This window comes from Flagellimonas sp. MMG031 (genome assembly GCF_040112705.1).
Taxonomy (GTDB): domain Bacteria; phylum Bacteroidota; class Bacteroidia; order Flavobacteriales; family Flavobacteriaceae; genus Flagellimonas.
On the sequence record NZ_CP157804.1, the window covers coordinates 3,186,035 to 3,205,872 of the forward strand.

Below are 19,838 nucleotides of genomic sequence, written 5' to 3' on the forward strand. Positions count from 1 at the left end.
ATTCTTTTTTTATTCTAGGATGATAGTTCAATAAAAAATTTACATCATCGGTCCGGGCCTTCTTCATGATTTCGTTCATCTCTTTGGCCAATTCGGGCATGACCTTCTCCAGATTGTCCTGTTTCCCCAGTATCTTCAACTATATTGTACAGTTCAAGGGGCTTTTTGAGATATGTTACCGCCTTCCATTGGTCTTTTCAAATGGCAAGGACAGGTCCTTGGCCTTCATTGAATACCCGATAAAGGTACTCGTGCTTTTTTTGATTTTCAAGGTTTCCGAGCAGGGTCGGCAGGCAGGAAATGCGATCACCGTTCTTTAGACCAAATTCAGTCCACTTTTAGTCGAAGATTTACACATTTAGTTAATAGAAAATGAAGTTGAGGAATGATTTTGTTAAAACAAAAAAAAGTGAGGTAACATTTGTTGCAAATTAGGTTGTATAATGTCAAAACAATATTACCCAAAAATAAATCAAATTGAATCAGCCGGGTAAACTGAACTACCTTCGCCGGATAAAATTTGAGCATCCTACAGCATGACACAAAAAACCGAATTTCAAATAACTACAGCCAAATATTAGGTGGCTCAACTTTTCCGTTTTTTGGTGGTCCCGACCATCCGGTCACTTTTGAGCTTTCAAAAATATTCAAAAAGTCTGTAAATCAAAGATTTACAGACTTTTTTGTTTTTATTGATTTCATTTGATATCAAATTGTACCATATATCGCGGTGAACGATTCGGTGAACGGTTTTAGAATCCGCAAAAATGGCACCTGATCAATGTTAAAAACGCTCCGAACATTTTTTTTCAAATGTTCCGGAACAAAATTGAATCAGTAAATCGATGACAAATGGAAACAAAAACATTCTCTTTAATCCACTATCTAAGAAAGGCTCAATTGGACAAAACCGGAAAAGCCGGCATCTATCTAAGAATTACCGTGAACGGTCAAAGGGCAGAGCTCAGTATCAAACGAAAAACAAGTCCCGAAAAATGGTGTTCCAACAAAGGAAGGATAAAAGGCTCGAGCAAGGAGGTCAAAGAGCTGAATCACTATATGGATCAGTTGGAATCCAAAGCTTATGAGATCCATTCAAAGCTGGTCGTCAAAAAGAAACCGTTCAATGCCGAGACCATCAAAAACAAACTACTGGACAAAGGAAATGTCCACAAAACCCTCCTTGCCATTTATGAAGAACACAACGCCCAGATCAAAGAGTTGATTGGATCCGATTATTCCTATGGAGCGTACCGTAGGCATGTACGTACCATGAATCATCTTGCCGGCTTTATCCAAAAGGAATATAAAGTGTCTGACCTATACGTAATGGAGGTGGATTTAAACTTCGTCAATGGATTTCACCACTACCTAAAGACCCAAAAAATCGGCAACCAAAACACGGTCACCAAATATGTGGTCAACTTCAAAAAAATCATGCGGATGGCCTTTGCCAACAATTGGGTGAAAAAAGATCCTTTCCATTCCTGGAAGGCCGAATGGAAAAAAGTGGAAAGGGACGTTCTTACCGAAGCAGAACTCAGGTCCCTGATCGATTTGCAACTCGAGTCAAGAAGCTTAGAGCAGGTAAGGGACATTTTTGTTTTTTGTTGCTTTATCGGGTTGGCCTATGTGGACGTCAAAAAACTTTCAAACAGTCATATAGTGAATGGTATAGAGGGTAAACGGTGGATCAAGATCAAAAGGGCCAACACAGATTCGTTGAGCAGCGTGCCATTGCTGCCCATTGCTGAAAAAATACTGCACAAGTATAGAGACCATTCGCAGAAATTGATTACCGCAACGCTACTACGGGTGATCAGCAACCAAAAGACAAACAAATACCTAAAGGAAATTGCTTCCGCTTGCGGAATCAAAAAGAAATTGACCTTTCATCTGGCACGTCACACCTTTGCCACCACAGTGACTTTATCTAACGGCATTTCCATTGAATCGGTCAGCAAGATGCTCGGGCACCAATCCTTGAAGACGACCCAAATCTATGCCAAGGTCATTGACAAGAAATTGTATGATGATATGAGCATATTGAAAGGAAAGTATTAGATTTTGATACTGAGAAAATAAAAATACAGTTTAAAGGAGCTTTAAGAATTATTTGATTGACAAAAGGGGAATTCATAAAAAAACTCGATGAATCCATTGTTTATTAAAAAACCTGCACTAAAGATTGGGGTATCTATATCGAAAGGACGGACATAGTTTACCACCTCGTCGGAAGAAAGTGAGCATAGTAATATTTATTGCGAACCCTTTTATAGCAATGTCTGAAATGTGTTTCTTAGTGGTTCAAAAATATCCTGGACCGTCTTTTGCAACCGTAGAGAGGTAGTATCGAAATTTTAGAGATACTTCTATTGAAATAAAATAAAACTGGGACTAGGGCAAAGAAAAGGACTCGTATTTAATAGTAAAGTACCAAGGATACTGATTCAAAAAACTTCTTATCCGAACCACACACGGAACACGTGTAATTCTCGGGTAGATCCTTAAATCTTGTGTTGGGCTCTATACCAAATTTTATATCCCCCACTTTATCATCATACACCGTCAAACATTTTTGGCATTGATAGACCTTCTTGGATTCCCGTTCCTTTGCATTCTGCTTTTTTATTGGTGTCTTCTTTTGCCCAAGTTGTTTAAAATATGCTTTGCTCAATTCAATCACGAGATTTGGCAATTCCACTTTATCCACATCTTGTGCATAGATTAGATACTGCCTCGTGTTGGGGTCAAAGTCTTTAAAATAACACACATTATAGGTAGGTTTTACTTCAAAATCCAATCCTATTTGAGTGGAGGGATTCTTCTCAATGACTATTGATGAAAAATGGGATTTTTTACCTACGTCTTTACTAATTCCAAAGGTGAGTCCGTAAGTGCTGATATCATTCTGATCCAAATTGTTGACCAAATATTGTTTGAGTGCCAAGGCTTCTTTATCGTCCACGGGCAAGTGCCAGTTCATTTCCAATTGGGAATGCCGTACATTGATTCCCTTTTGACCGAGAAACCTTTCCAACTCAGGTCGACTTTCCTTGGAAATCCCCTTTACAATAAAAGATTTCCATGGTGTGATGCATATTTTCCCAATACTGTTGTCCAAACAGAATCCACAAAACTCCTTTAAGAATTGAAGATTATAACGATTATTGCGCCAATAAAGTCCCAACCAGTATTGATCTAAGCCCATCCGGTTCATCCCTTCATAGTATGGAAAAGTAACAAATGGAATTTGGAGTTCTTTCTTTATGGTCTTGTTATTGTGTGTCTGCAGTTTCTGATTCAATAGGGTAAAGAGCTGGTCTACGTTGTCAATGGTATGATATACTTCTTCAATGGCCCTGCACACCGAAACAATGTCCCAACTGTAAATCAATACGGGGTAATAGGCACTTTTCTTCCAATGGGGCAATAGTATGTTTAAATACCAGTAATCTTCATCTTCGGACGCCACAAAATTGAGGTTTCCACTAAAAATTGGCACCAAGCGTTGTTTTGGATCGGTAATATTGATTTTCAATCTTGGCATAAAATCAAACTGCTCCACGAGGTACAGGTATGTGGAACCTTTGAGCCAATGGGTTCCATCAAAAATATCTGCCGATACATAAGAACAAACAATGTTTTGATAAGATCTGTCTGCAACAATATCGGTTTTATATTTTGATGTTTTTTCCAACTGCCCCTTATGCTTATTGTCAAGCGGAAAGAGCAAGTCCTGCCTTGATCCAAAAAAAACTTCCGATAGCCCCGCCGCCTCAAGCATGGCAACAATGTCCTTAAGCTCGCCCGGAGAGGTGATGCCCCCACTTATCAATATCCTGTGCAAATCGTCATTCGTCATTTAAACCGATATTGTTTTCAATTGTGCGTTTAATATGGCCTGCACCTCGGGCTTACAACTTCCGCAGCCCAATCCGGCCCCGGTCTGAGAACATAGTTGTGAAAAATCAGTACATCCCCCCGCTATGGCATCCTTTATGTTCCCATCCCCCACTTGACTGCAAGAACAAACCAAACTCCCTTTGAGCGGTTCCATTGTTGATGTTCCCCGTAGCAATTCCTCTCTTTTTTCTGAGAGTTCTATCTCTTCTTCAATGAGTCGCTTAAACTCAGCGAACTCATTTTTGTCACCCATCAAAATAGCTCCTTTCAAAGTATCATCTTTGACAATACACTTTTTGTAGAACCGCTTACTCACATCCATCAATAAAATCTCCTCATATGTGGGGTCGTTCTTTGGGGCATTGACCATTCCAATACTGCAGAGGTCAAGGTTTTCAAACTTCAAAATATTCATCAATACGGAACCTCCATAAATGCTCCCTAAATCCCCCAGAATGTAATTTGCTGCCACATCGGCCTGTTGTTCCGCAGCCGAGGTAATGCCGTAGAGTGCATTTTCGAACTCGGCAATCTCTCCCAATGCAAAGATGGACGGGTCGCTAGTTTTGAGATAAGAGTCCACCAAGACCCCTCTTCGGGTCTCCAACCCGGCACTTGTTGCCAAAGATATGTTGGGTCTGGTTCCGATGGCATAAACAATGGCATTACAACGTAGGGTCCGGCCTGTTTTTAGATTGACCATCAAAGTATATTGGGATTCCTCTTCCTCAAAAATGGTGCTTACCTCATTATCAAAAAATAATTGAATTCCCCTTTCTGAAACATCTTCGGCCAATAATGTACTGGCAACTGGGTCCAACTGGCGCTCCATTAACCTGGGGGCACGTTGTATTATGCTGATATTGATGTTGATTTTTTTAAGAGCTGCTGCCAGTTCAAGGCCCAGCAAGCCACCTCCAACAATCACGACATGTTGTTCACTTGGGGGAAGCTTTGTTTCTGAAAGATATTCTTTGAGTCGGTCTGCATCCCCCCGCTCCCGCATCGTAAATCTTCCTGGCAATTCCATACGCACTTCATTTGGCACAAAAGCGCGACTCCCCGTGGCCATTACCAAAAGATCGTAATTGTGTGTGCTTCCCAAATCATCGGTTACCACTTTTTCTTTGGCATTGATGTCTTTGATTCCATTGTTGGGGTATAATGCCACCTTGAGCTTTTCCAGTTCTCCTTGCTTCAATTTTTGAAGGGCTTCCCACGATAACTCTTCGTTCACATACTCCGGTAACAAAACACGGTTGTAAAAAGGATGTTTCTCCTTGGAAAACACATGGATTTCATCTGTTTTGTTCTTTTCTCGATAGGTCTGGATAAAACGGTAAGCTGCTGCCCCAGCCCCGATGACAATGATTTTCTGCTTGGGCTTACGATATTTTTCCACCTGAACGGCACAATACTTAAAATCCGGTTCTTTGGATATGGGATCCACAATATCATTGGTAAGGTTGTTGGCCCTGCTAAAGTCATTGTTCAACATTTTGCCCCAGTGCATAGGTAGAAAAACAACCCTTTCACGAATATCATAGTTAATCTTTACCTTGACCCTAACATTGCCCCTCCTACTCTTAACCACTGCAATATCACCCTCCTTGAGATTGCGCAGATAGGCATCCACTTTGTTCATTTCAAGGAAAGGGGTTGGGATGTGGGTCAATAATCGTTTTACTTTTCCCGTTTTTGTTCGGGTGTGCCATTGGTCTCTGACCCTTCCTGTGTTGAGCACCAATGGAAATTCGGCCGTGGCGACTTCTGACTTGTTGTATAGGTTACGGGGTGCATTAAAATGTACCTTGCCGTTGGCCGTAAAGTATTTTTGATCCTGAAAAAGACGTGGTGTTCCTTTGTGCTCTGGAGTAGGCACTGGCCATTGAAAACTTCCTTCTTTTTTTAAACGGTCGTGGGACAATCCCGAGATGTCAATATTGGAACCTTTGGTCATCAAACAGTATTCATCATAAACTTCAGAGACATTGTTGTAGTCAAAACCGCCATATCCCATTTCCTGTGCAAACCTCCAGAGAATTTCCGCATCGGGCAATGTTTCCCCAGGAGCTTCTATCACTTTGGGCAAATAACTGATACGCCTTTCTGAATTGGTCATGGTTCCTTCTTTTTCCAACCATCCTGCTGCTGGCAATACCAAGTCGGCATATTTTGTGGTCTCGGAATTATGGGAAATGTCCTGTACAATTACAAAATTGGCATTTTGGAGTGCTTTTTCAATTTTCTTGGCATTGGGCATGCTTACCACGGGGTTGGTGCAAATTATCCAAACGGCCTTCATTTTGCCCGATTCCAATGCATCGAACATTTCAGTTGCCGTGAGCCCGGGCTCTCCTTTAATCTCCTTTCCTCCCCAAAACTGCTGAACTTCTTCACGGTGCCTCGGGTTTCCCAAATCCCGATGGGCGGCCAACAAACTGGCCATACCGCCAACCTCCCTACCACCCATGGCATTGGGTTGACCTGTTAGCGAAAAAGGGCCTGAACCAGGTTTCCCTATTTGACCTGTCAACAAGGAAAGGTTCAACAAAGAAACATTCTTGTCGACCCCGATAACACTTTGGTTCAATCCCATGGTCCACATACTGATAAATCCTTTGGCATCTGCGATCATTTTGGCCGCTTCGCGTATTTCATCAGCTATGACACCACATTTTTCCGCCGCTTTGCGAATGCTAAGTTCAAAGGCCTTTTGCTTGCAAGCTTCAAAATTTGAAGTGTGTTTTTGGATAAATGACTTGTTTATTTTTTTCTTTTCGATCAGCCAGCGGGCCATCGCATTGAAAAGAATGACATCGGTCCCCGGCATTATTTGCAGGTGCAGGTCGGCCAAAGCGCAAGTCTGGGTTTTTCTTGGGTCGACCACTATGATTTTCACGTTCGGGTTTTCTTCCTTGTGCTTTTCTATTCTACGGAACAATATTGGATGGCACCAGGCTGGATTTGCGCCGGCTATCAAAAAGCAGTCTGCCAACTCAATATCGGCATAAGCAATGGGAACGGCGTCGTTGCCCACCGTTTTTTTGTAACCTACCACCGCAGAGCTCATACAGAGCCGGGAATTGGTGTCAATATTGTTGGTTCCCAAAAAACCCTTCGTCAGTTTGTTGGCCAAGTAATATTCCTCGGTAAGGCACTGTCCCGACACATAGAGTCCCACACTATCGGGACCATGACGCTCCATTATGCTCTTAAAAACCGCAGCGGCTCTTTTTAAAGCGACATCCCAAGAAACTCGCTGCCTTGGGTGATTGCGGCTCCACCTCATTTCAGGATGCAAAATTCTATCACTGGTGTCCTGTGCCACATAGTTCAAATTCTTTCCTTTTGAACAAAGCATTCCTTTGTTTACAGGATATTCTTCATCACCTGTAACGGACAGGACTCCTTTTGCATCTTTCTTCACCGTAATGCCACAGCCCACTCCACAGTAGGAACATATTGTATTAAAAGCCTGTTTTTCTTGCATCGCCGTTACATGGGATTATCAATGCTGAAAATTAAAAAAATACGTATAAATACGTAGTAAAAATATCATAAAAATGATGCTCTAGATCGAGAGAATGACAATAATTGCAGCAAATTGATGAAAAATCAAAACCTAAACCAGATTGTACTTGTTGGCTTTTTTGGAAAGGTCTATCAGGTTTTTAACATCCATCTTTTTCATTAGGTTGAAACGATGGGTCTCAATGGTCCGTTTACTATTCTCGAGCTTTTCTGAAATTTCTTTATTGGTATAACCTGCCAAAATAAGTTCCAATACCCGTAGCTCTTTGTTGGTTAGCTCAAAAGGATTGTTCTTTTTTTCTTTGGTGGATGTTTTGGCTTTTTTGTCGGAACTGAACAGGTTGTTCACCAACACATTGGAAATATCGCCGCTAAAATATTTGCCTCCTTCGTGCACCATATGTATGGCCTTGACAAATTCCGATTTTCCGGTATCCTTCAATAAATATCCGTTGGCTCCTGCTTGAACAGATTTGAGAATATATTCTTCTGAATCGTGCATCGAAAGAATGATGCATTTGGTGTTTGAACTATCTTTGGCATTGAGTTTTTCCACAGTTTCAATTCCTCCCAATTCTGGCATTCGGATATCGATGATCAGAATGTCCGGGGATTTGTCACCCACCATTTTAAGGGCTTCCCATCCATTGGAAACCTCTCCTATCACATCCAAATCTGGTTCCTCCTCCAAAAGGGCCCGGATACCGTCTCGAACCAATGAATGGTCATCGGCCAAAACGATGGTTATGGCATCTTGAACTTCAGAATTTTGCATAGCACAAAAATAATTGATTTGTTGAAATATAAGGATATAAAAAAGAGCTGCCCCGATTTAATAGGGAACAGCTCTCGGCACCAACTAACTCAAAAGTTCAATCTTTTTTAATCGTTGTGTAAATTTTAGGTTTGACTATCAACATGGCCCAGGCCCAGTTTTGTGTGCCGGCGGCATCTGCCTCGGACACACCTTTCAATTCGTACATACCATCCGTAGGAAATAAATGGGAGTATCCAAATTTTAAGCTATATCCCTTGAATTTTTGCGTGAACACCAAATCCACCTCGGTACCAAGTGCATTTTCCCCACTGGGCAAATCTTTATCTCCTTTAAAATTCCAGATTTTTGCCATCAAGATTGATTTTTCGCCAAGTTTAAAATTTGCACTGGCGTGAAGGTCAAAAATTCCTATGCTGTTGGCATGGTTGCCAACATAGAAATAATCCATGAGGCCATTGAATTTGTGGTTGGTTCCGAACAATGGGAAAAAAGCTCCGGTCTCACCTGCCGTGGAAGCATCATTTCCGCTTATGATTTCGAAGCCAGCTGCTAAACCCACTTTATTGGAAACTTTATAGGTGAAATCAAGGCCCAGCAAATAGGCATCCTTCACATCCAAATCCCTTTGTCTCTCGCCTAATTGCACAAACGCGTTCCCAGATAGGCCAAAGCTTCCTTTTCCATAGGTAATGTGCGTACCTAAGATCTGGAGATTGCTTATTCCATTGGCTTCATCATTCTCATCAAAATTTTGAAAACCATTGTTCATCAGAACCAAACTGGCAGCTAAACCCTCCCATTTTTGTTTTAAATAAAGCATTTGCATGGTCTTGTAACTGAAAAAACCTGTGGTGTTGTAGGCATTACCTATAGATTGATATCCGGTTGGGTTGTCAAAATCTTGATTATACGCAAAGGCAAAATCAAGAATAAAGTTGTTTTTCGCGTACTTTACCATGGCAGCATCGTGGTTGCGTCCCTGTTGTGTCCAATCCACTCCTCCCAAAATACGCTGATCGTCATAAGAAAGAACTTGTCTCCCCAACTTTGTGGACCATCCGGAACCAAGATCTAGCTTGGCCCAGGCTTCAAAAATGGCAAAGGAGTTGTTTTCATCATCCGGTCGCAACTGGCGGTTTTCTCCCCAGACCATAACATCCTGAAGACTCAAATAAAATGAATAATTCGTTGTTTGATACCCAGCATTCAATCTGGCACGTGTAGCAGTTGCAAAACCGGGGTCGGCATCCTTTGGAATTAAACTCCCGTATCCGTTTCTAAACTCCGTCCTGGGCCTGAATTGCCCATCGAGGGTGAATTGTGCCATTGAAAATTGGCTCAACAAAAGGACAATCGGGATAAGTAGGGCGTTCTTTTTAATTGTATTCATAGTGTACTTTATGAGATAGGTTGACAAATCGCTTTTTTAGTGGTGATACACTATGCCTTTACAGTTGCCAAAGCTCCTTTCTCTTCCATTTCTTCAAGTACAGCTTGTTCGTCTGCGGTAGAGAATTTTATGGCAAGGGCACTTACTGCAGCAACAATCACAAATATTCCAATGACAAAGTATCCGCTCGACACCGCTTCTGATGCGGCTGCGGCCTGTGCGGCTTTTGCGGCCTCTTCACCCAAAGAAGCATTGGCTTTTAGGGCAGTGCTTTCGGCCATTGCAGATTTGGATTTTAACAAGAGAGCGGCCAAAAACGCCCCTACATTGCCTCCAGCACCTACAATCCCGGAAATGGAACCTATCGCATTTTTGTTTATAAAGGGCACCACGGAAAATGTGGCACCTTCGGCCATTTGAACAGAAAGACTAAATGCAACCAAAAATATAATTCCAACTATCAAGCTAGTGGACATTGAAAAAACAGAGAGCATAATGCCTTCGGCCATTAATATGAAGGTAAGAAAGAGTACTCGTCCTCGAAGGCCTTTAAGTTTTCCAAATCGGTCACCAAAAAAACCACCTAGCGTTCGCGCAAAAATATTCATCAGCGCAAAAGACAACACAATATTTCCTGCGGTAATACGCTCAAGTCCAAATGTGTTTTGCAAATAATCGTCCATGGTGCCATAAACTGTGAGTTCCATGCCAAAACATGCTGCATATACCAGGAACAATATCCAAACACGATAATCTTTAAGGGTGCTTAAAAAGGAAACCTTGTCCTTTTTTAAAACTGGCATATTTCCTGTTTTCCGTAATTCGGAAAAATTGCCTACCGGGGTGTCTTGGGTAAAAAAGTAGTATACCAACCCCATTGAAAAGCACACGATTCCTGCGATTATCATGGAATAGCGCCATGCAATCTCGTCGGCAACCCCAAAACTTACCACGGCTGCGGCAATCAATGGCATCCCCAATCTGTTGGCGCCGCCCCCCAGATTGCCCCACCCTGCGGATGTGGCATTTGCCGTGCCCACGATGTTGGGCGCAAACATAATGGAGGTATGGAATTGGGTAATTACAAAGGAAGCCCCTATAAATCCGATAAAGAACCTGCAGAGAAGAAACTGAAAAGGAGTTTGTACCAAACCTATCAAAATAACCGGTATGGCACCTATTATCAGCAACCATGTATAGCACAATCTGGGGCCATATTTATCACAAAGCTTTCCTATTAACAATCGAGCAAACACCGTTCCCGTAACCGCAAGGATGATGGAGTTCCATTTTTGTGCGGGGGTAAGGCCAAGGTCCTTTACCACGTCGGGCATAAACGGTACAATCCCGAACCATGCGAAAAAGCATATGAAAAAGGCTATGGCTGAAATCCAAAAGGTTCTAATGGGGACACTTCTAAATTGTAGTAAGTTTAATTTTGTAGCTTTCATAATACGTAGTTTTCTTGATTACATCATCAAAATTAAGTATTTATACTTATTTTAATGATTTACAATCCGTTTTTGTACGTATTTTTACACAGTCTTCTAAGCTAAGTGGTTTAATTTGTGTTTTTTCAAAAATTACAATACTTAAATTGTTGATTTGATATTTTCCATCCAGTCACTTCTTGTCTTGTTGATACTTATCTAAGACATTTATCAAAGCTCCATACTTATAACACGCTGGATGGTTTCTTCAAAAAATGCAGGATGTTCGGCAACTACATTGCCTATTATTATAATACCGGGTTGATTGGTGTCCACTTGGGTAGACAGTGCTTCTACGTTATTTAACACACCCGTGCTGCAAGCTTCAGATGTCAAAGTCCCATTTTGTATAATGGCCACGGGCGTGTCCCCTCCCCTGTGCTTGCGAACCGCGCGGGATAGAGCACTCAACTTGCGTATTCCCATTAGGATGACCATAGTTGTGGTAGATTGCGCGGCATATTGGAAATCCTTGGAAAACCCTCCCTGCTCAGTGGTGGCCGTAACCACCCAAAAACTGTTGCTGACCCCTCTTTTGGTCAACGGGATGCCTTGGCCTGCCGGAACGGCAATCGCGCTAGAAAGACCTGGAACTACTTCGACCGGAATGCCAAACGATTCTATATATTCAATTTCTTCTGCACCCCTTCCAAAGACAAAGGGATCTCCTCCTTTCAATCTGACCACATGTCCGTATCCAAGGGCACTTTCCACAATCAATTTATTGATATCCTCCTGCACAAGACTGTGTTTGCCACATCGTTTTCCTACGTATATTTTATGAATGTGATCATCTAACTCGTTTAAAAGAGATTTGTCCACAAGCGCATCGTACAAAACTACGTCCGCTTGTCGCAAAACCTTGAAACCTCTTACTGTAATGAGGTCTGAGGCACCAGGTCCCGCGCCCACCAAAGTGACTTTTGCTTTATTTATGTGTTGCTGCATCCCTATAATATGTTTTGATTTTTACGAATCCCGCAACAAGAATACGTATTTTTTTTGAAATAATCACTTATATAATACGTAATAATACTTAGTTTTGAATCGTCTTTGAAAATTTCATGATATGAAAACAGTGATTGTTGTAGGTAACGGAATGGTTGGGTATAAGTTTTGTGAAAAATTTATTGCCCAACCCGCAAGTTCAAAATATAAACTGTTGGTCTTCGGTGAAGAGCCTCGCCCTGCGTATGACAGAGTACACCTCAGTGAGTATTTTGAGAGTCAAAATGCCAAGGCATTGGAGCTGGCCCCGCTTTCTTGGTATCAAGATAATGGCATTGAACTCATTACAGGACAACGGGTTACCGATATAAAAAAGGATGAAAAGGCAATCCATACGGCATCAGGACAGACCTATGCCTATGATTATTTGGTGCTGGCAACCGGTTCGGTTCCTTTTGTGCCCCCCATCCGTGGCGTAGAGAAAGAAGGTGTTTTTGTGTACCGTACCATTGAGGATTTGGAAGGAATGATGTCCTATGCTTCACAAATAAAGACCATAAAACCACATGGAAGAGCTGCCATTTTGGGTGGAGGACTCTTGGGGCTGGAAGCTGGCAAAGCTGTCTTGGATATGGGGCTGGAACCCCATGTTGTGGAGTTTGCCCCAAAACTAATGCCTCGCCAATTGGATACAAGAAGCAGCAATGTGCTACGGCTTGAATTGGAGTCTATGGGAATGCACATTCATCTGAGCAAAGCTGCGAATCAAATAATGGGGGACAAGGTGATTGAGGGTATAGAGTTCGGAGAAGATGATTGCCTCGAAGTGGATATGCTCATTGTTTCCGCAGGAATCCGGCCAAGAGACGAACTGGGCAAAACCTGTGGGCTTGAAATGGGCAATCGTGGAGGTATTGTAGTGAACAATAAGATGCAGACTTCCGAAAAGGACATTTATGCCATAGGCGAAGTGGCCCTCTACAATCAAATGATCTATGGCCTTGTCGCACCAGGATATGAAATGGCCGAGGTGGCAGTCAACCAAATTTTGGAATCTCAAGACGTTGTTATGCCCCAAGATATCGATATGTCCACCAAGCTGAAGTTAATGGGCGTTGATGTGGCCAGTTTTGGCACACCATATATGCCGGCAGAAAAAGGCTTGTCCATTATTTTTGAAGATAAAACCAAACATCTCTATAAGCGCATCAATGTAAGCCACGATGGCAAAACGCTTTTGGGCGGAATCCTTGTCGGAGATGCGGCAGATTACAACATTTTGCACCAAATGTATTTGAACGGTATGGCATTGCCGGACAATGCGGAAGAACTAATCGTTGGAACCCGTGGCGAAGGGGGTTCCGCCTTTGGTAGTGCCATGGACCTTCCTGATACCGCACAAATATGCTCGTGCGAAAGCATTTCCAAAGGAAGAATATGCTCATCACTTTTGGATGGTGAATCAGATTCCCTAAAAGATATTGTTAGCTGCACCAAGGCAACCACAGGTTGCGGGGGATGTAAACCGATGGTTGTGGAGCTTGTCAATGAGACCTTAAAATCCATGGGGAAAGAAGTGAAGGACATTGTATGCGAACATTTTGAATACACCAGACAGGAATTGTATGGAATTATAAAAGTAAAGGGCATCACCACCTACAATGAAGCTCTTGACAAGTGCGGTAAGGGGGATGGGTGTGAGGTTTGTAAGCCGGTATTGGCTTCGATTTTTGCCTCCATCTATAATGACACGGCCAACAAGGAAGATGTCATTCAAGATTCCAATGATCGCTTTTTGGCCAATATCCAAAGGAATGGCACCTATTCCGTGGTGCCGAGAGTGCCCGGTGGTGAAATTACCCCCGAAAAGTTGATCGTTCTGGGTGAAATTGCTAGGGAGTATGATCTATATACCAAAATTACCGGAGGACAACGTATCGACCTCTTTGGTGCTCAATTGAACGATTTGCCGGCCATCTGGAAAAAGTTGATCGCGGCCGGGTTTGAAAGCGGACATGCCTATGGCAAAGCCTTGAGAACAGTGAAAAGCTGCGTAGGCTCAACATGGTGCCGGTACGGTATGGACGAGAGTGTGAGTTTTGCCATTGCATTGGAAGAACGGTACAAGGGGCTGCGGTCTCCACATAAATTGAAAGGAGGTGTATCCGGCTGTATCAGGGAATGTGCAGAAGCAAGAGGAAAAGATTTTGGTGTGATAGCCGTGGAAGGTGGATGGAACCTCTACGTATGCGGAAATGGTGGAGCAACACCCAAACATGCACAGTTACTGGCAGAACAAATAGACAATGAAACGGTGATCAAATACTTGGACCGGTTTTTAATGTACTACATACGAACTGCAGCCCCATTGATGCGGACAGCTGCTTGGTTGGAGAAGCTCGAAGGTGGCATCGAACAGCTTAAACGAGTGGTGGTGGATGATAGTTTGAACATCGCCCAAGAACTGGAAGCCGATATGCAGGACCTTGTGGACAAATATGAATGCGAATGGAAACAAGCTGTTGAAAACGAAGAAATCGGAAAAAGATTCAAGCATTTCGTGAATTCTGATGATAGGGACGATAGTTTGGCATTTATCCCTATGAGAGAACAAAAAATGCCAGAACCATGGACTAGTTAAACTATAAGACATGAATACTTTATCACATAATTACAACCCAGTTTCAACAGATCAAGTCACAACTTGGTTCAAGGCCTGTTTGGAAAAGGACATTCCGGAAAATGGAGGCGCCTGCATCAAATATAAAAACCGACAGATTGCAATTTTTAACTACAAACGCAAACAACAATGGTATGCCTGTCAAAACCTTTGCCCGCACAAAATGGAAATGGTTTTGTCCAGGGGTATGATAGGCGACGCCGAAGGCATTGCCAAAGTCGCTTGCCCAATGCACAAAAAAACGTTTTCTCTTGAAACCGGGGAAAACTTGAACGGGGATTTGCCGGCTATCGCCACATTTCCCATAAAATTGGAAGATGGCTTTGTGTATATTGGTTTTTCTGAATAGTTTTAAAAAAACCAATGGTATATGGGCACTTCCGAAAAATTGATGGAGGCATTCAAACGGTTCGACGAAGCAAATGCAGAAGACCCCAACAAGGAGGTTTTTGAGGGAAGGGAGTATCCCAAAGAACTTTTGTACGCACAACGCATGACGCATATTCTGAACGCATTTGAGCCAGAAGCTTCAGAAGCTTTGCAGCTAACGGTACGTTGCCAACATATTTGTCGTTGGGAAATACCCCGTGAATCCTATGAAATGAATAGAGTGGGATATTTGAAATGGAGACAGGAACTCAAGAAATTCCATGCCCAGAAAGCGGGTGCCATTCTTAAAGAGGTAGGTTATGATGATGGCACGGTGGAAAGGGTGCAGTTTTTATTGCTCAAAAAACAATTGAAAAAAGATGAGGACACCCAAACCCTGGAAGATGTAATATGTTTGGTTTTTTTGATGTATTATTATGACCCCTTCATACATAAACATAATGACGACAAGGTAATTTCCATAACACAGAAAACTTGGAAGAAAATGTCTCCCAAAGGTCACAAGGCAGCATTGGGTCTTTCCTTCTCCAATCGGGGATTGGAATTGGTTACCAAGGCCATCTCTGAATAATTGCATATCATGGCAAAAACGCCCCATATGAACAACCCACAACTAACCTTGGACGTCTCCACCTTCTTGAGGATTCGAAAGTGGTACTTGTTGGCACTTTCCGCCATTGCCCTCACCATTATCATAGCCCAAATATTGATTCAAAATCACCTCAACTCACAGCTGGACGATTCCAGGGTGATCAATGTGGCGGGCAGGCAACGGGCCTATAGCCAAAAATTGGTTAAGGAGGCTTTATTGCTCAACCAAGCAAATCTGGGGGAAAGCGAGCAACAAGAGCTTTTAAAGGAATTGGCCCATACGCTCTACATCTGGAGAACATCCCACCTAGGGCTCCAAATGGGGAACGACAGCATTGGACTTCCCAAAGAGAATAATGTGTCCATTCTAGAACATTTTGATGAGATCTCCATACATCACAGTGCCATGGTCGACGCTATAAAAACCATACTTTCTCAAAAAGATACTTCTGGACAAGCTTTGGATATTCTATTGGCTAATGAAGGTCCCTTTTTAGAAAAAATGGACGCGATGGTCAATGCATATGACGCCATCAGTAAAGAAAGGTTGCAAAAACTAAAGGTCAAAGAGTACCTGTTGTTGTGTTTTTCCCTATTGATATTGGTTTTGGAGGTCCTGTTCATCTTCAGGCCGTTGTCGATACAAATCAAGGAAACCATACGCAATCTGGTTAAAAGCCAGTTGCAATCGGAGGAAAACACCAAGGAAATCAAAAAAATATTTGAAGAAAAGGAACGATCGCTCCAAGAGCTGAAAGAACTGAACTTTGTTATTGACAATGCCGCTCTCTTTACCAGTGCCCGCAGTGATGGTACTGTCGTTTTCATCAGTAAAAAATTCCTGACACTTTTAAATGAATCCAACATTCCCCCAAACACACATCTTTCCGAAATATTGACCACCGATGAGGGACAAAGGCAATATCTCGGTGAGATTTTGACGAAACCAAGAAAGAGCATCAGAACGGAGGAAATTGAAATAAAGACCAAAGCGGGCAACAAATTGTGGTTGGACATGTCCATTATCCCGATGCACCAAACAAGTCTAAAGCAAAGTGTGCTATTGCTGTGTTCCGATATTACGGAGCGCAAGAACAATCAAGAAAAGGTGGAACAGCTCACGCTTCAAAATTACGAGGACCGCATGCGCCAGAAGCAATTACAGGCCAGCCTTATCGTGGAAGGACAAGAAGAGGAACGAAAACGGATCGCCAAGGACATTCATGATGGCATTGGGCAAATGCTCACTGCACTGCGGTTCAATATCGAATCCATCAACTTGGATCAAAAGGAGCGCACTAAAGAAAAAATAGCCTATCTAAAAGAGCTTACTTCTGATTTGATCAAAGGGGTTCGTACAGCCACCTTTAATCTTACCCCTCCAGAACTGGGTGACCACGGTATTTTTCCAGCATTGCAAAAAATGACTTCGGAATTGAGTAAATTAACCGGAAAGAGCATATTGTTCGAGAACAAAGCGGAACAAAACATCCGTTTTGATTCGTTGGCAGAAACAAATATTTATAGAGTTACCCAAGAAGCCGTAAACAATGCCATTAAATATGCGGACGCCAATTATATTTTGGTCTCCATAAACCTTACAGACAATGTGTTGAGCGTGGTCATAGATGATGACGGCAAAGGTTTTGATCCAACTATTTTGGATCGCCCTCCAAAAAACAGCAGTGAGGGTGGGATGGGCGTATTTTTTATGAAGGAACGCATCAGTTATATCAATGGCAGATTGTTCATCAACTCCAGTCTCGGCCAAGGAACGCGTGTTACAATCAATTACAATCTAAACGATACCAAAAAGAAAAGAAACGTATGAAGATTAGGATAAAAGGAAATTCAATACGGTATAGGTTGACCAAGACTGAAGTAGAAACCTTTTGCAAAACAGGGGTTTTCAAAGAATCAACTGAATTTGGAACATCCACATTTACCTATGTCCTACGAGCAAAAAAAACCAAGGTCGACCTTCTAGAGGCCACCTATATTCAAGACACCATTACGCTTTACCTGGATGACAGAGAGCTATCTACATGGGCAAAATCGGACAGGGTAGGCTACAGCAGCACCTCGGTGTTGCCCAGCGGAAAACAGCTATCACTTTTATTGGAAAAGGATTTTGCCTGTCTGGACAATACCACCGAAGACCAATCGGACAATTACCCCAATCCAAAAAACGATAGCAACATATGCTAGATTTGCAAGCTTAACTGGCATTGTTTTGTAAATAAAATTAAGTGCAACTGCCATTGTTATGAAAACGCCGGACATAGCATACCACCTTAGCCGGATAAAATTGAGCATCCTACAGCATGACACTAAAACCTGGATTTCAAATAACTAAAGCCAAGTATTAGATGGCTCAACTTTTCCGTTTTTGGTGGTCTCGACAATCCAGCTCATCCACACCAGTACCTTCCTACAAGAATACCTTAAAATAAATTTCTTCTTCGAAATCCTTTGTTCCGTGCCGCTTCCACGGAACTATGAACTTCTCCAGTTTCTTATTTGATATTCCCTGCTAAGCCCGCCGTCCCTCCTTTTTTGGGTGGCAAAACAACAACATCCCTTCCTGTAGCCGGCATAAAGCCAGACCCCTCCCTTCCGAGGGGTTTCTTTTTTATACGGCTCCCACAGCAAGGGATGCTGTACCCCATTTAGCATCAAAAAAAGGTGACAGCGATGGCGCTACTGGAAGTAAATCAAATACCACAAAACATGAAATCGTACACATCCCATCTATCGGAAGCAGCACAAAACCATCAAAAAAAGGAAGACGCTCCAGATACCATAAGTAAATCATCTGCCTTCGGCCTTTCTTTTAATGCTGCTGGGGATGTGGTTCGGTTTTTCAATAACGAGTTCAATTATTTTTTAACCGCCCGCTTTGGGCATAAATCCTTTCAATCATGAGCAATTTCAGAAATCATGTTCTTTTATATGCATTGGTATTTTTTACTGGATGTATCTCCTTATTTACAAAAAAGAATCACTGAACCATCTATATTTATGTATGTTATTGCCAATATATAACTAGAACTGATTTTTATAATCCTACACATCCTATTGCACATTTTTTTATAGATTGAGAATCAAGAGAAACCCTCCTTCATAAAAATGTTCAAAACCAGTTCAAAAGGCATCAAAAATTTTAAAAACGACATTCAGGTCAAGTAGAATCTGGAAAATCCATACAAATGATATCCGAATTCTATGGAAGTCGGATAAAAATACCGGACACCGAAAGCAATATCTCTGGAGAAAATTCACCCTCCTTAGAAAAGGTAAAGTTCATATGTGAATCTACCATAGTAATAGATTCAGTTATTATCGGCTAATCCTGTTGCCCTTCTAAACACTGTATTTTATTTTTGACTCCTTCGCTGATTACGAACACAAACTAGGATAGAATTGCAGCATAACTTTTATATCAAAACCAAAAAGGAACAGGACCGAATTCAAGCACTTATTGGAGCTGCTGCTTTTGTCGTTGTCTTGCTTTTCTCTTTGATTTCTTGGTTAACAGGATTTTACCTGCTTATCATGGTTGTCATTCCCATTGTGTTGTCCGTTATTGCTCCATTTTTTGATGTTCCTTCGCTGAAAAAAAGTGGGAAGCTGAACTATCATTCATTACTGTTTATTTCCGAACCCCCCAAGGATGGCACGCTAAAAGTGCATGGAGGTACGCTATTGGACTACGTTTTTGTTATAAATCGCCAAAAAAATGGAAAACAACGGACAGTCTTTATCCTGCAACAATATGTACAAGGACTTTTAGATTTGATTGCCACCTATGAGACTCAGGAGAACAATTCACTGGTAATCCATGGAACCAGTTATATCATCAACGAAAGGACGGCAAAGCGAATTGGCTTCAGGAAAGTCAAGGGTGATGGTATCCAATACTTGATCTTACTCCTTAATTACTTCAATGTCATGATTCAATACTCCATTTCAAAAGGAAAACTTTCCTTTCCGAAATTGACCGAAACGAACACCTTTGAGGCTACCTTGGGAGAACTAATCGCAAAAAAAGAAGATATCGAACGTTTGAACCAAATGTTGAAGACTACCATCGAAATCCAAAAAAGCACCTAACAAAACCCAATTCCCACG

The 19,838-nt window shown here is 42.0% G+C and carries 15 protein-coding genes; 9 read left to right on the forward strand and 6 right to left on the reverse strand.

Translation table 11 applies throughout. The features are described 5' to 3' along the window. Positions 1 to 65 precede the first annotated feature (65 nt). Together ABNE31_RS14405 and ABNE31_RS14410 are read left to right on the forward strand one after the other, a co-directional pair. Positions 66 to 320, forward strand: coding sequence for a hypothetical protein (locus tag ABNE31_RS14405; protein WP_349351616.1), 255 nt, complete (start codon positions 66 to 68; stop codon positions 318 to 320). Positions 321 to 852: 532 nt separating this feature from the next. Next, the gene (locus ABNE31_RS14410; protein WP_349351617.1) at positions 853 to 2,064 is read left to right on the forward strand and encodes a site-specific integrase; all 1,212 of its coding nucleotides are present in this window, start codon (positions 853 to 855) and stop codon (positions 2,062 to 2,064) included. A gap of 358 nt (positions 2,065 to 2,422) precedes the next feature. Here ABNE31_RS14410 and ABNE31_RS14415 read toward each other — a convergent pair whose 3' ends face one another. The 6 genes from ABNE31_RS14415 to cobA all read right to left on the reverse strand — a co-directional run bounded on the left by ABNE31_RS14415 (position 2,423) and on the right by cobA (position 12,046). Beyond that, positions 2,423 to 3,865, reverse strand: coding sequence for a rubredoxin (locus ABNE31_RS14415; RefSeq protein WP_349351618.1), 1,443 nt, complete (start codon positions 3,863 to 3,865; stop codon positions 2,423 to 2,425). Then, positions 3,866 to 7,399, reverse strand: coding sequence for a molybdopterin-dependent oxidoreductase (locus tag ABNE31_RS14420; protein WP_349351619.1), 3,534 nt, complete (start codon positions 7,397 to 7,399; stop codon positions 3,866 to 3,868). Between the two features lie 132 nt (positions 7,400 to 7,531). Beyond that, a complete protein-coding gene (locus ABNE31_RS14425) occupies positions 7,532 to 8,215 on the reverse strand; it encodes a response regulator transcription factor (protein WP_349351620.1) in 684 nt (227 codons plus the stop codon). Between the two features lie 97 nt (positions 8,216 to 8,312). Beyond that, a complete protein-coding gene (locus tag ABNE31_RS14430; RefSeq protein WP_349351621.1) occupies positions 8,313 to 9,608 on the reverse strand; it encodes an alginate export family protein in 1,296 nt (431 codons plus the stop codon). A gap of 50 nt (positions 9,609 to 9,658) precedes the next feature. Then, positions 9,659 to 11,059: an MFS transporter gene (locus ABNE31_RS14435; RefSeq protein ID WP_349351622.1), complete on the reverse strand. Its 1,401-nt coding sequence runs from the start codon at positions 11,057 to 11,059 to the stop codon at positions 9,659 to 9,661. Between the two features lie 210 nt (positions 11,060 to 11,269). Beyond that, positions 11,270 to 12,046 (reverse strand): uroporphyrinogen-III C-methyltransferase, encoded by a 777-nt coding sequence (cobA, locus tag ABNE31_RS14440; RefSeq protein ID WP_349351623.1) that lies wholly within the window; start codon positions 12,044 to 12,046, stop codon positions 11,270 to 11,272. A gap of 121 nt (positions 12,047 to 12,167) precedes the next feature. On the opposite strand from cobA, the gene nirB reads away from it, so the two are divergent. The 7 genes from nirB to ABNE31_RS14475 all read left to right on the forward strand — a co-directional run bounded on the left by nirB (position 12,168) and on the right by ABNE31_RS14475 (position 19,820). Continuing rightward, positions 12,168 to 14,687: a nitrite reductase large subunit NirB gene (gene nirB / locus ABNE31_RS14445; protein ID WP_349351624.1), complete on the forward strand. Its 2,520-nt coding sequence runs from the start codon at positions 12,168 to 12,170 to the stop codon at positions 14,685 to 14,687. Positions 14,688 to 14,697: 10 nt separating this feature from the next. After that, a complete protein-coding gene (gene nirD / locus ABNE31_RS14450; protein WP_349351625.1) occupies positions 14,698 to 15,075 on the forward strand; it encodes a nitrite reductase small subunit NirD in 378 nt (125 codons plus the stop codon). A 21-nt stretch (positions 15,076 to 15,096) separates the two neighbouring features. Beyond that, positions 15,097 to 15,687: a DUF4202 domain-containing protein gene (locus ABNE31_RS14455; protein ID WP_349351626.1), complete on the forward strand. Its 591-nt coding sequence runs from the start codon at positions 15,097 to 15,099 to the stop codon at positions 15,685 to 15,687. Between the two features lie 27 nt (positions 15,688 to 15,714). Further along, on the forward strand, positions 15,715 to 17,538 hold the full coding sequence (locus tag ABNE31_RS14460) for a type IV pili methyl-accepting chemotaxis transducer N-terminal domain-containing protein (RefSeq protein ID WP_349351627.1): 1,824 nt from the start codon (positions 15,715 to 15,717) through the stop codon (positions 17,536 to 17,538). Next, positions 17,535 to 17,915, forward strand: a complete 381-nt coding sequence (locus ABNE31_RS14465) for a hypothetical protein (RefSeq protein ID WP_349351628.1) — start codon at positions 17,535 to 17,537, stop codon at positions 17,913 to 17,915. The genes ABNE31_RS14460 and ABNE31_RS14465 overlap by 4 nt, the downstream gene beginning before the upstream one ends. A gap of 522 nt (positions 17,916 to 18,437) precedes the next feature. Continuing rightward, positions 18,438 to 18,632 carry a hypothetical protein gene (locus ABNE31_RS14470; protein ID WP_349351629.1) on the forward strand — a complete coding sequence of 65 codons (195 nt, stop codon included), beginning with the start codon at positions 18,438 to 18,440 and terminating at the stop codon, positions 18,630 to 18,632. A 498-nt stretch (positions 18,633 to 19,130) separates the two neighbouring features. Next, a complete protein-coding gene (locus tag ABNE31_RS14475; protein ID WP_349351630.1) occupies positions 19,131 to 19,820 on the forward strand; it encodes a hypothetical protein in 690 nt (229 codons plus the stop codon). Positions 19,821 to 19,838: the final 18 nt, after the last annotated feature.